Here is a 12,438-nt window from a genome sequence, read left to right on the forward strand (position 1 = left end):
GCAACCACTCACCAGAGGTTGGATATCCGGGCTATTTCAATGGCAGCACAAAGTCAGAAACCACCGGATAATGATCGCTTGGCCATTCCCCGTCGAACTGCCGACGCAAAACGACAGGCTGACCCACAGGCCGAATGTCCGGCGTCGCCCCAATGTGATCGATCGCACCAAACAGGTTGAATCCACGGTCAAAATGATAGGTCGCCCCCTCGACCGGGACAAAATCCACACCGGCCCGCGACAGGATTTCATAGGCCTCGCCGCCCACCCGCGCGTTTAGATCACCAACCAGAAATACCGGCTCTGCGGCATCGATCCGGGCCCTCATCCGCTCAGCCACCAGTGCTGCGGACAGCCGCCGGTTGGACCCGCTCTTGTATTCGAAGTGCACATTGTAAACCGTGAAGGGCCTGCCACCCTCCCGGTGCTGAAACCGTACCCAGGAACAAAAGGCCGGATAGGAACCATTGAAGGTGCGCGAATAGATCACATCCGGGGTGTCAGAGAAAAAGAACCAGCCCTGATCCAGTACATCCAACCGGTCGGTCCGATAGAAAACCGGCTGGGTAGAGGGAAAATCACGCCAGTCGCCACTTGCCGCGGCCCGGTACGCGGGGTTCTGTTCAAGCAGATAATCCCGCGCCAGATTGACCGAACCATCGTCACCGCGCTGAAAGCTCTCCAGCTCCTGAAACGCCACGACATCCGCGCCAAGCGCCTTGAAGGTCGCGTCAAAGGCACCCTTGCGCTGATTCCAATTACCCAGGGACCAGGCGCCCGTCTGCTGACCCAGATTGATGTAGTGAGAGTTGAAGGTCGCCACGCGCAGCGCCCCATCTGGACGGGGCGGGACCGCAACCCGTTCAGAGTTGGACAGATGCATCGCGCAGGCGACAAGGGTCAGCGCCGCGATTAGCCCCAGCAGACCCTTGATCAACACAACCGTCACACGCCGCATCGCACCCTCCAGACCAACGTCAACACGCTTAAACGCAGCAACCTTCGGGTTCCGTCTGCTCAGTATCGTCCGGGGGCCTCTGAGAAAATCAGAATGTCCAGCGCGTGACGGCCTGCGCCCTGCCCCGGATCAGTACCCGCTGTCAGAGGTCAGAACGTAATGCCCCGGGCTGGCTTCGGAAAAGACCGACGGCCCGGGTTCATACCCGACGGGGTGGATCGGTGACGGGATCGGCTTGAAATTCAGGTCCTTCTCGGATTTGCGCCGACGTGGATCGGCAATCGGAACGGCCTTCATCAGCGCCTGAGTGTAGGGATGCTGAGGGTTTTCGAACACTGCGGCCCGCGGCCCCAGTTCAACGATCCGGCCCAGATACATCACGCCAACCTTGTGGCTGACCCGTTCGACCACGGCCATGTCATGGCTGATGAACAGGAACGACAGCCCCAGATCGGCCTGCAACTCCATCATCAGGTTGACCACCTGCGCCTGCACCGACACGTCCAGCGCCGATACCGCTTCGTCCGCGATGATCAGCTTGGGATTCAGCGCCAGCGCACGGGCAATCGCGACCCGCTGGCGCTGCCCGCCAGACAGTTCGTGCGGAAAGCGGCGCAGGAAAGAGCGCGGCAGTTCGACCCGATCGAACAGCATCGCGATTCGGTCGTCCATTTCCGACCCCTTGTGGGTGCCGAAATTCCGCATCGGCTCGGCCACCTGATCGCTCAGGTTCATCTGCGGATTGAGCGATGCGAACGGATCCTGAAAGATCATCTGCATGTCCAGCCGCGCCGTGCGCAGATCATGCTGGTTCAAGGCCATGATGTCCTTGCCGCCCAGCTCGATACTGCCCGACAGCGGCTCGATCAGGCGCAGGATTGAACGCCCCGCCGTCGATTTGCCACAGCCGGATTCGCCAACCAGCGACAGCGTCTGACCCTTCTGGATATCAAAGGACAGATCCTCGACCGCATGCACATTCGCCACCGTGCGACGGAAAAAACCGCCCTTGACCGGGAATCGTGTCGTAAGGTTGCGCACCTTCAGCAGAACATCGTCCGAGCCGCGAATGGGCTTTGGTTCATGCGCATCCGAACCCAGCAGTTTCATCGGTTCGGGAAATGCCTTGCCCGTCATCTCGCCCAGCTTTGGAACGGCAGCCAGCAGCGCCTGAGTATAGGGATGCTGCGGGTTCTCGAATATCTCCTCGACCGTGCCTTCCTCGACCTTGTTGCCGCGGAACATCACCACCACGCGGTCCGCCATCTGCGCCACCACGGCCATATCGTGGGTGATGAACATCACCGCCGTGCCGGTTTCACGTTTCAGCCGGTCGATCAGCGCAAGGATCTCGGCCTGAATGGTCACGTCCAGCGCCGTTGTCGGCTCATCCGCGATCAGCAGGCGGGGCTTGCAGGCCAGCGCCATGGCGATCACCACCCGCTGACGCATGCCGCCAGAAAGCTCGTGCGGATACTGCTTCAGCCGCCGTTCGGGTTCAGGAATACGAACCTGCTGCATCAATTCTAGCGCGCGGGCCTCTGCCTGTTCGCGATCCATGCCGCGATGCACCCGCAGCCCTTCGGTCAATTGCTTGCCGACGGTGAACACCGGGTTCAGCGCCGTCATCGGTTCCTGAAAGATCATGCCGATCTCGTTGCCGCGAATCGTGCGCATCAGATCCTGACTGGTCTGCGCCAGGTCGATCTCTCCGCCTTCCTTGCGGTCGAACAAAAGTCGGCCGTTCGCGATATCACCGCCGCCATATTCGATCAGCCGCATCAGCGACAGCGACGAAACCGACTTGCCCGACCCCGATTCCCCGACCACACAGACCGTCTCTCCCGGGCCGATCTCAAAGGATACATCCTCGACCCCCACCACCGGGCCATCTTTGGTTTCGAATTCGACGCGCAGATTTTCGATCCGGGCGATGGCGTGGTCCAGCATGCAGGTCCCCTTGGACTGAGAGATTGCGCCGGGAACTCCGGCGGTTGCCAAAGGTAAAGGCACTGTCGGAGCAGTGTCAAACCCATCCGGCCTGTTTCCGTTAGGCAAAGCCTTGCAATTTCCGCAAAGTCTGTTTCGATGGCGCCACCGTGTGGGGATAACGGTTTAGGATCATCCAGTTCCACGTCCAATGGCCGTGAACAGGGATGGTGCCGTGATTCCCGCACAACTAACAGTGGCCCCGGGCTAACCGGACGCCCAACAGGGAGTATTGATATGAAAATGAAAACCCTTTTGCTGGGGGCCGCGGCGTGTTTTGCCATGGCGCCCGCAGCGATGGCCGAACGCGGAGAAGACGGCAACGTCAACATCATCTATTGGCAAGCACCGTCGATCATGAACCCGTTCCTTTCGGGCGGCACCAAGGATATCGAGGCGGCCAGCCTCGTGATCGAACCGCTGGGTCGCTATGACCCGACCGGCGCTCTCGTGCCCTTCCTCGCCGAGGAAATTCCGACAGTCGAAAATGGCGGCGTGTCCGAAGACCTGACTTCGATCACATGGAAGATCAAAGCTGGCCTCAAGTGGTCTGACGGCACAGACTTTACCGCCGAGGACGTCAAATTCACTGGCGACTACTGCATGAACCCCGAAGGCGGCTGCGCGCAGCTGGCCAAGTTCACGGGCGTTGAAGTGATCGAAGTGATTGATCCGCTCACCGTCAAGGTTACTTTCGGCGCGCCCACGCCGAACCCCTATGGCCCCTTCATGGGCGGCCAATCGCCGATCCTGCAAAAGGCTCAGTTCGAAAACTGCACCGGTGCCGCAGCATCGACCTGCACGGACCAGAACTTTGCGCCCATCGGCACGGGCCCGTTCGTGGTGAAAGATTTCCGTCCCAACGACGTGATCTCGCTCGAAGCGAACCCCAACTATCGTGACCCAGCCAAACCTGCCTTTGCCACGGTCAACTTCAAAGGCGGCGGCGATGCTAATGCTGCTGGCCGTGCAGTGATGGAAACGGGCGAATTCGACTACGCCTGGAACCTGCAGCTGGCGCCCGACGTGCTGGCGCAGATGGCCAAAGGCGGCAAGGGCGTAGCTGTTGCAGCATTCGGCACACTGGTCGAGCGGATCGAGATGAACATGACCGATCCGTCGCCCGAGCTGCCCGAGGGCGAGCGGGCAACCGTTGCACACCCGCACCCGATCCTGTCCGATTTCAACGTACGCAAGGCGCTATCGATGGCGATCGATCGTGAACTGCTTGTCGAAATCGGCTATGGTCAGGCCGGCCGTGCGACCTGCAACCTGGTCCCTGCTCCTGATCTTTATGCTTCGGAGTCCAACACCGACTGTCTGGTTCAGGATATCGACGGCGCCAAGGCTCTGCTGGAAGGCGCCGGCTGGACCGACACCGACGGTGACGGCATCCGCGACAAGGATGGCATGAAGCTCTCGCTGCTTTATCAGTCCTCGACCAACGCTGTCCGTCAGGATTTTCAGGCACTGATCAAGGATTGGTGGAGCCAGATCGGGGTTGAAACCGAACTGCGTAACGTCGATTCGTCGGTCTTCTTCGGTGGTGATGCCGGTTCGCCCGACACCTTCCAGAAGTTCTATGCCGACGTGGAAATGTACGCCAACAACTTCGACGGCACCGATCCGCAGTCGTACCTGTCGATGTACCGCTGTGGCAACGAACCCAAGCCGTCTTCGCAGTGGCAGGGTGAGAACATCAACCGCTTCTGCAACGAAGAGTATGACGCCCTGCTGGACGAACTCGCCAAGACAGGCGAACTCGGCAAGCGTGGCGAAATTGCCAAGCGCCTGAACGACATCATCACCAAGGAAACGATGACCATCGTTCCGCTGGTTGATCGCGGTCGTGTCTCGGCACATTCCAACTCGCTCGGTGGTGTTGCGCTCAACACCTGGGATTCCGAGCTTTGGAACGTTGCCGACTGGTATCGTATCGACTAAAAAAACAGCACTTTGGACGCGGCGGGCCTTGCCCTGCCGCGTCTGCGCTGTCAACTGGGGCGCAATCAGCCTAGTCTGACAAATCCACGCGTCCGCGCCATGCGATCCGGACGCCCATAATAACGCCGCTCAAGCGCAGGAACTGATGCCCATACTCCCCAAACTCATGACCCGAGGCGCCGCATGCTGACCTTTGCAATCCGACGACTGGCCCTCTCCGTCCCGACGCTTCTGTTCATCAGTTTCGCGATCTTCATGCTGCTGCAACTCGCCCCCGGCGATCCGATGTCGCAGGTCCCCCTGACCGTCCCGCCCGAGGTCAAGGAAAAGATGCGCCAGGCCCTTGGTCTGGGTGAACCGCCTCTGATCCAGTACTGGAAATGGCTGGTCCAGATGTTCTGGATCGAACCGCAGGTTCTCTGGGACCACATGTTCGGCACCTCGTTTGCCGAAGGTAAGCTGCGCGTCATCTCCTGGCAGACCCGGTCCCCGGTGATGGACATCGTGCTACAGCGTATTCCGCAGACGCTCTGGGTCGTTGGCCTGTCCTACGTGGTCGGCGTGCTGATCGCCCTGCCCATCGGCATCTATTCCGCCTACCGGCAGTATTCGGTTTTCGACCAGTCGGGCACATTCATCACGATGATCGGCTTTTCGATCCCGCCGTTCTTCACCGGACCGCTGCTGATCGTGGTCTTTTCGGTGCAACTTGGCTGGTTCCCGTCGATCTACGACACGACGCTTGTGGTCGACAGCTGGGCGAACTTCAAAATCCAGCTACAGCAGATGATCATGCCCGTGATGGTGCTGGCCCTGCAAACCACAGCACAGCTCAGCCGCTACATGCGTGCCTCCATGCTCGACAACCTCAATCAGGACTACGTGCGCACCGCCCGCGCCAAGGGCCTGTCCGAGGCGGTCGTCGTCATGGTGCATGTGCTGCGCAACTCGATGATCCCGGTGGTCACGGTGATTGCGCTTGGGGTGCCCGCGATCTTTGGTGGCGCCATCATCACCGAGAACGTGTTCAAGGTGAACGGTATCGGCCAGTTGCTGATCACCGCGCTCTTTGCCAATGACCTGCCGATGGTGATGACGCTGACCTTCATCTTTGCCTTCCTCATCGTCATGTTCAACCTTATTGCCGATATCCTCTACGGCGTCCTCGACCCAAGGATCCGCTATGACTAATCCCACTCCCGCCCCCATCGGCGCCCTCACAGACACCATTCCCGGCAAGCCGCCCCGCTCCAAATGGGTTGATGTCTGGCATCAGTTTTCCAAGCACAAAGGCGCGCTCATGGGCGCGGGCTTTCTGATCTTCATCACCCTTGCGGTGATCTTCGGGTCATGGATCTGGTCGCTGGACCCGCAGAAGCTGGACATCCGCAACAAGGATCTGCGCCCGATCTACACCGCCCTCTGGGACAGCTCGGCCAAGGTTGATATCGGCCATCCCCTGGGCACCGACAATCTGGGCCGTGACGGGCTGGCAAACCTCATCGCCGGTGGTCGCGCCTCAATGGCCGTGGGTTGGGCTGCAATGCTGCTGTCGCTGTTCATCGGCACCGCCGTGGGCGTGATTTCGGGCTATTTCAAGAAAATCGACGGGCCGCTCATGCGCCTGACGGACCTCTTCCTGTCCCTGCCGATCCTGCCGCTGCTGCTGGTCGCCGTGACCCTGTTCCGCCAGCCCCTGCGCGCCAACTTCGGCCCCGAAGGTGGTATGTTCATCCTGATCGTTGCCGTCATCGGCGTGACCTCGTGGATGCCCACGGCGCGCATCGTGCGCGGCGATGTTCTCGCGTTGAAAGAGCGGGAATTCATCCTCGCCGCGCGCTCCATCGGCACCACGCCGTTCAAGATCATCCAGCGTCACCTGCTGCCCAACGTGCTCTCACCCATCATGGTTTCGGCCACTCTGGGTCTCGCCACGGCTATCATCACCGAAAGCGCGCTGTCCTTCCTCGGCGTCGGATTTCCGTCCGACTTCCCCACATGGGGCAAGATGCTGGCCGATGCCGTGCCACGCATGAACGACTTCCCCGAACGTGTGCTGCTGCCCGGCATCATGATCTCGCTCACCGTGCTGGGTGTGAACTACCTCGGCGACGGGTTGCGCGACGCATTGGATCCCCGCATCCGCGGCCGCTAAGGTCGCGGGAGGCGGAGCCAGAGCTTTGATCCCACGGCTTGATGGCCTGAACCAGTCCCGCTCGCGGTGCTCGTTCAGGCCACCTTCGGTTCGAATGCTTTTAGCCACTTTCCGCCGCTGACATCTATGCCGCCTTACCCGGCCTTCCATTTGCGGACCATCGCATCGCTGGCACCATGCGTCCGGTACAAATCAGCGACGGAAATCCCCGCCTCCTGCTCTTTCAGCACCCCAATAATCTGCTCTACGGTAAACCTGCTGCGCATCATCTCTGATCCTTTCGATAGGACCAGAGGCGGCATCAAACTGGATTGGGTGCCCGGGGCAATGTCAGACCCGCGCGCAAGGTTCAATTTCTCATCATCAATGCGTTAACGGAACGGGGTTCGGCAGGGGGACGTGGCCTTTTCCAACCGGGAAAACGGCTGAAAGGACCCCGCATTCCCGATGCAACATTCCGGGTTCAATGCAACAAATTGTTGCACTCAGGGCAAGAACAGGGGCAAACGGGCCCGAAATCGAGGAAGACGGAAAAGATGGCCGAGCAGAGGAACCTGATAAAACAACGGAATTCGGATGTTGTCCGTGCCGCTCGCCTATCCGTTGCCCCGATGATGGATTGGACTGACCGCCATTGCCGGTATCTGCACCGGCTGCTGTCTCGAAATGCGCTGCTTTATACAGAAATGGTGACGTCGCCCGCTTTGGTACGTGGAGGAGCGCTTCATCTCCTGGACTTTCATGCCGAGGAGCATCCCGTGGCGCTCCAGCTCGGGGGCTCTGATCCAAAAGAACTGGCTCAGGCGGCGCGATTGGGCGCAGACGCGGGCTATGACGAGATCAACCTTAATGTCGGCTGTCCATCCGACCGGGTGCAGTCGGGCACGTTCGGCGCAATCCTGATGAAGCAGCCGGGGCTCGTGGCGGAATGTGTCGCGGCGATGCAAGCGGTCGTGAATGTCCCGGTGACCGTCAAATGCCGTATCGGGGTCGATGATCAGGACGCGACCGAGGTACTGCCCGAATTCATTGCGCGCGTGGCCGCCGCCGGGTGCGAACGGTTCACCATCCATGCCCGCAAGGCCTGGCTGCAGGGGCTCAGCCCCAAGGAGAACCGCGATATCCCGCCGCTGGACTATGATCTGGTGATGCAGATGAAGGGTCTTTTCCCGGCCCTGCATCTGTCGGTCAATGGCGGCATCACGTCGCTTGAGCAGGCAAAGGCGTTCCACGATGCGGGGATGGACGGCGTCATGGTGGGCCGGGCGGCCTATCATCAGCCATGGGATATTCTGGCCGGGGCGGATGCCCTGATCTTTGGTGCTGATACCGCCGCGCCCGATCCGGTTGAGATCTCTCTGGCGATGATCCCCTATATCGACGCCCACCTGAGTACCGGCGGCCGTCTGCATCAGATCACCCGCCACATGCTGGGCCTGTTCGCGGGACGCCCCGGGGCACGCGTCTGGCGGCGTGTGCTGTCCGAAGGCGCATCGCGAAAAGGTGCCGGTCCGGAGCTGATCCATGAATCACTGGCACAGATGCAGGCGGCGCAACCGGTCTGATTGCGGGCTGTCCCGCCTTTCAACTTGCCATCCCCAGCACGAGCCTGTCTACAAAAGGCGAAATCTCAGACGGATTTGATCATGCCCGATATCGCCACGCTGTTGCCGCTGATTGCCTTGCTCATGCTGGCCGGCGCCTTTGCCGGGTTGCTGGCAGGGATGCTGGGGGTCGGGGGCGGCATCGTGCACGTTCCGGCGTTTTTCTACGTCTTCCAGACGCTGGGATATGACAGTCCGCACCTCATGCGCATCTGTCTGGCTACATCGCTTTCGGCAATCATCGTGACTTCGGCCCGCTCTGTGATGGCGCATCAGAAACGCAAGGCGGTCGATTGGTCGATCCTGCGCACATGGGCACCGGGCATCGCTGCCGGTGCGCTGTTCGGGGTGTTGATCGCCTCTGCGCTGCGCACGACCACGCTGCAGGTGATCTTTGGCGTTACGGCGTTCATCGTGGGGATTTATCTGGCCTTTGGACGGCAGCACTGGCGGTTGGGATCGCAAATGCCGCGTGGGTTGGCGCGTGCCGCGCTGTCGCCTGCGGTCGGGTTCCTGTCTGTGCTGATGGGCATCGGCGGTGGCAGCTTTGGCGTCCCGCTGATGTCACTGTTCGGGGTGCCGATGCACCGCGCGGTGGCGACGGCTGCGGGCTTTGGTGTGCTGATCGCAGTACCCTCGGTCGCGGCCTTTCTGCTGGTCGGCGTGCCCGAAGCCGCACGACCGCCCTTCATGCTCGGATCAGTCAACCTTGCCGCCTTTGCCGTTGCAGTGTCGATGACGCTGATAACGGCCCCACTGGGCGCGCGGCTGGCGCATGCGATGGATGCACTCGTGCTGCGCCGGGTCTTTGCCGTCTTCATCCTGTTCGTCGCCCTGAACATGCTGCGCAAGGCGCTCTGGGGGTAAACGGCTGTCCCGGGATTACGTTTGATCCCGCCACGCTATCCTGCGCCAAGCCCCCGCAGCGCGTCGGTCTGGCAATGGCACAAGATCCAAAGATACAGGCCCGGCGCACCGCACCGGATGCCCCGTGCCGCACGGCTGGCGCTACATTGCAGCTGCCAAGGCCGGGTGCCGCGCGCGCAACGGGAAAGAATCGTGTAAATGCAAAACAAGTTGCACAACTCAGACGCCAAACGATATGGCCGCCCCGCAAATTCCATAATTTTCAAACAATTTCAAAGTGGTGCGGGTGAAGGGACTCGAACCCCCACGCCATAGGCGCCAGAACCTAAATCTGGTGCGTCTACCAATTCCGCCACACCCGCACTTGACCTCAGGCATCGCTGCCCGGGTCCGGCGTTCTCTAGCAAAGGTTGAAACCGGATGCGAGCAGAATTTCCATGCTGACGTCATGACAGGTCAGGGTGCGGTTTCCACGATCTGCTCCATGCAACTGAAACAGATCGCCCGGCCCCGGCTCAGGCACCAAGGGCGCGCAGTACCTTGGGCAATTCTTCGGGCAGATCCTCGGCGATCAGACCGGGGCCCAAGCTGCGGGCGCATTCTACGTGCAGCCAGACCGCAACCTCGACCAGATCGCGCAAATCCCCCGCATCCTGCGGTGCGGCAAGGCCCGCAATCAGACCGGCCAGCACATCGCCAGCGCCCGCCGTCGCCAGCCAGGGCACACTGCGCCCATAGACCGCCGCATGGATCGAAGCCCCGCCATCAGGCCCGGCAATCACCGTATCCGCGCCCTTGAGCAGAACGATACATCCCGCCCTTGCCGCAGCCATGCGCACCACGTCCACCTTCGAAAGCTCCCCCCGGACTCCAGCCGCAAGATCGGGAAACAGCCGGGCGAATTCACCTTCGTGCGGGGTCAGCACCACCCGTTCGTGGGTTGCGGCAAACAGCGTCGCGGGGTCACCGGCAAAGCTGCTGAGCGCATCGGCGTCCAGAACCACCACCGGATCACGCCGCGCCAGTACCGCCTGCACCATGTCGCGGGTCCGATCGGACACGCCCATGCCGGGGCCAAGGCAGAAGGCGCTGACCCGCTCATCCGCGACATCCTCCAGCGCCTCGGGCCCGCGCACCGCGCGCAGCATGATGGCATTCAGCTGGCAGGCATTTTCCTGCAACGCCGCAGGCGGGCACAGCAGCGTGACCAGCCCCGCCCCGCTGCGCAGGGCCGCACGTGCCGCCAGCCGCCCTGCACCGCCGCGCCCCACGCCACCGGCAAAGACCATAACGTGACCGTGGTCGAACTTGTGCCCGCCGCGCCGCGTCTTGCTGATCAGATCCAGCGGCCAGTTCGGGGATGGCATCGAGTCACGTGTCACATGCCGGATCCGCCCGCCGTCCCGGCCTGCACCGCCCTGCGCGTCGCCAGCCAGACCGATATCGACAACCCGCACCGCACCGCACAGCCCCGGTCCCGACCCAAGGTAATGCCCCGGCTTGGCGCCATGAAAGGTGACGGTCAGATCCACCGCATTCATTGCCCCCGCAGTACCCTCTGTCGCATCCCCCTGCGGCACCATCCCGGAATCAAGGTTCAGCCCCGAGGGGCAATCGACCGCCACGGCAAAGACGGTCGGCCCATCCCCCCAACTCTGGAATCGCCCGACCGTCAGCACCTGCGCAACAGCCTCGGGCAATGGCCGTGTCAGCCCGATCCCGAACACCGCATCGACGATCAGATCGGGCCGCGGACCCGACAGGATCGCCGCACTATCCCAGGTCTGGATCGTTCCAATTCCGCACCACACGTCGTGATTGCGTCGCGCATCGACAGGTAGCTTTGTCCCATCACCGTATAGCCAGACATCCACGTCCCAGCCCCGCGCCTGCAACCGCCGCGCGATGACAAAACCGTCGCCGCCATTATTGCCCGGTCCGCAAAGCACCAGCGCCCGGTGCGCGCCGGTGGCAAATTGCGGCCATTCAGCCAGCACAGCATCCACCACACCCCGCCCGGCCCGTTCCATAAGTTCAAGCCCGGTCACGTTGCCGCTGTCGATTGCGTCACGTTCAAGCACGCGCATCTGTGCCGCTGTCAGAAGGTCACTCATCCGGGGCTCTTTCCTGTGCTCGATACATTGCTACACCGCCCACAAAGCTATCGGCAGCCTCCGGCGATTACCACCTTGATGGGTCGGATCGCCCAAGACGGTATCACCCATTTGGCTGTTCGGGTCTAAATACCAGCGCCCCGTTCCGCGAAAGACCTCCGCCAGTCCCGTCATCGTGTTCGACGCCCCTTGCCCGAGGACCAGCTGGTGATTTCCACCCTGCCCGGCACCCGATTCCGCCCCTATCACCCGGCCCGTCAGCGACACCGGAATACCGACTCCAAATCGCACACTATTTAATCACATCGCATAAAATTTGAACTTGGCGCGCGAATTGCATTGCGCTTGGCGGTGCAACCACGGTCTATCGAATTGTGACCCCAGACCCGAGATGGTCTGAGCGTCATCCAACGGATTTGCGAGGAGACGGGCGATGAAAAAGATCGAAGCGATCATTAAGCCTTTCAAGCTGGACGAGGTCAAGGAAGCCCTGCAAGAGGCTGGCATCCAGGGCCTGAGCGTGATCGAAGTCAAAGGTTTTGGCCGCCAGAAGGGCCATACCGAGCTTTATCGCGGCGCCGAATATGTTGTCGATTTTTTGCCCAAGGTCAAAATCGAGGTTGTTCTTGATGATGATCAGGTTGATGGGGCCATCGCGGCCATCATTCAGGCGGCGAAAACCGACAAGATCGGCGACGGCAAGATCTTTGTCACGACCGTAGAACAGGCAATCCGCATCCGCACCGGTGAATTCGGCTCGGACGCGCTATAAACCACATTCAAAAAACGTACCAAGTACGAACCAAG

The 12,438-nt window shown here is 61.1% G+C and carries 9 protein-coding genes, 1 tRNA gene and 1 pseudogene; 6 read left to right on the top strand and 5 right to left on the bottom strand.

What is annotated here, in order from left to right; all coding sequences use genetic code 11:
- Positions 1-31: 31 nt before the first annotated feature.
- Together CHB75_RS13770 and CHB75_RS13775 are read right to left on the bottom strand one after the other, a co-directional pair.
- On the bottom strand, positions 32-958 hold the full coding sequence (locus CHB75_RS13770) for an endonuclease/exonuclease/phosphatase family protein (RefSeq protein ID WP_089271425.1): 927 nt from the start codon (positions 956-958) through the stop codon (positions 32-34).
- Between the two features lie 129 nt (positions 959-1,087).
- The gene (locus CHB75_RS13775) at positions 1,088-2,908 is read right to left on the bottom strand and encodes an ABC transporter ATP-binding protein (protein ID WP_089271427.1); all 1,821 of its coding nucleotides are present in this window, start codon (positions 2,906-2,908) and stop codon (positions 1,088-1,090) included.
- A gap of 276 nt (positions 2,909-3,184) precedes the next feature.
- Here CHB75_RS13775 and CHB75_RS13780 point away from each other — a divergent pair, with 276 nt between their 5' ends.
- The 3 genes from CHB75_RS13780 (at position 3,185) to CHB75_RS13790 (ending at position 7,046) form a co-directional block, all read left to right on the top strand.
- Positions 3,185-4,891 (top strand): peptide ABC transporter substrate-binding protein, encoded by a 1,707-nt coding sequence (locus CHB75_RS13780; RefSeq protein WP_089271429.1) that lies wholly within the window; start codon positions 3,185-3,187, stop codon positions 4,889-4,891.
- Positions 4,892-5,074: 183 nt separating this feature from the next.
- A complete protein-coding gene (locus CHB75_RS13785) occupies positions 5,075-6,082 on the top strand; it encodes an ABC transporter permease (RefSeq protein ID WP_089271431.1) in 1,008 nt (335 codons plus the stop codon).
- Positions 6,075-7,046 (top strand): ABC transporter permease, encoded by a 972-nt coding sequence (locus tag CHB75_RS13790; protein WP_089271433.1) that lies wholly within the window; start codon positions 6,075-6,077, stop codon positions 7,044-7,046. Before CHB75_RS13785 ends, CHB75_RS13790 begins: the two co-directional genes overlap by 8 nt.
- Positions 7,047-7,183: 137 nt before the next feature.
- Here CHB75_RS13790 and CHB75_RS13795 read toward each other — a convergent pair.
- Positions 7,184-7,315 (bottom strand): annotated as a pseudogene (locus CHB75_RS13795) (transposase); the annotation flags it as partial.
- A 267-nt stretch (positions 7,316-7,582) separates the two neighbouring features.
- Between CHB75_RS13795 and dusA the strand changes: the two are divergent.
- Together dusA and CHB75_RS13805 are read left to right on the top strand one after the other, a co-directional pair.
- Positions 7,583-8,611 (top strand): tRNA dihydrouridine(20/20a) synthase DusA, encoded by a 1,029-nt coding sequence (dusA, locus tag CHB75_RS13800; RefSeq protein WP_089271435.1) that lies wholly within the window; start codon positions 7,583-7,585, stop codon positions 8,609-8,611.
- 81 nt (positions 8,612-8,692) lie between these two features.
- Positions 8,693-9,517 (top strand): sulfite exporter TauE/SafE family protein, encoded by an 825-nt coding sequence (locus tag CHB75_RS13805; RefSeq protein ID WP_089271437.1) that lies wholly within the window; start codon positions 8,693-8,695, stop codon positions 9,515-9,517.
- Between the two features lie 278 nt (positions 9,518-9,795).
- Here the strand turns inward: CHB75_RS13805 and CHB75_RS13810 are convergent.
- Positions 9,796-9,879: transfer RNA gene (locus CHB75_RS13810), tRNA-Leu, on the bottom strand.
- Positions 9,880-10,032: 153 nt separating this feature from the next.
- Complete coding sequence (locus CHB75_RS13815; protein WP_089271439.1) at positions 10,033-11,631, bottom strand: NAD(P)H-hydrate dehydratase; 1,599 nt, start codon at positions 11,629-11,631, stop codon at positions 10,033-10,035.
- A 433-nt stretch (positions 11,632-12,064) separates the two neighbouring features.
- On the opposite strand from CHB75_RS13815, the gene CHB75_RS13820 reads away from it, so the two are divergent.
- Positions 12,065-12,403, top strand: coding sequence for a P-II family nitrogen regulator (locus tag CHB75_RS13820; protein WP_089271441.1), 339 nt, complete (start codon positions 12,065-12,067; stop codon positions 12,401-12,403).
- The last annotated feature ends 35 nt before the right edge of the window (positions 12,404-12,438 follow it).

The organism is Puniceibacterium sediminis, from assembly GCF_900188035.1.
GTDB classification, from domain to species: Bacteria; Pseudomonadota; Alphaproteobacteria; order Rhodobacterales; family Rhodobacteraceae; genus Puniceibacterium; species Puniceibacterium sediminis.

What these genes read in the sequence shown, in the direction of transcription:
- CHB75_RS13815 (WP_089271439.1), bottom strand. Translation starts at nt 11,631, where the DNA reads ATGAGTGACCTTCTGACAGCGGCACAGATGCGCGTGCTTGAACGTGAC.
- CHB75_RS13785 (WP_089271431.1), top strand. Translation starts at nt 5,075, where the DNA reads ATGCTGACCTTTGCAATCCGACGACTGGCCCTCTCCGTCCCGACGCTT.
- CHB75_RS13805 (WP_089271437.1), top strand. Translation starts at nt 8,693, where the DNA reads ATGCCCGATATCGCCACGCTGTTGCCGCTGATTGCCTTGCTCATGCTG.
- CHB75_RS13780 (WP_089271429.1), top strand. Translation starts at nt 3,185, where the DNA reads ATGAAAATGAAAACCCTTTTGCTGGGGGCCGCGGCGTGTTTTGCCATG.
- CHB75_RS13770 (WP_089271425.1), bottom strand. Translation starts at nt 958, where the DNA reads ATGCGGCGTGTGACGGTTGTGTTGATCAAGGGTCTGCTGGGGCTAATC.
- dusA (WP_089271435.1), top strand. Translation starts at nt 7,583, where the DNA reads ATGGCCGAGCAGAGGAACCTGATAAAACAACGGAATTCGGATGTTGTC.
- CHB75_RS13775 (WP_089271427.1), bottom strand. Translation starts at nt 2,908, where the DNA reads ATGCTGGACCACGCCATCGCCCGGATCGAAAATCTGCGCGTCGAATTC.
- CHB75_RS13820 (WP_089271441.1), top strand. Translation starts at nt 12,065, where the DNA reads ATGAAAAAGATCGAAGCGATCATTAAGCCTTTCAAGCTGGACGAGGTC.
- CHB75_RS13790 (WP_089271433.1), top strand. Translation starts at nt 6,075, where the DNA reads ATGACTAATCCCACTCCCGCCCCCATCGGCGCCCTCACAGACACCATT.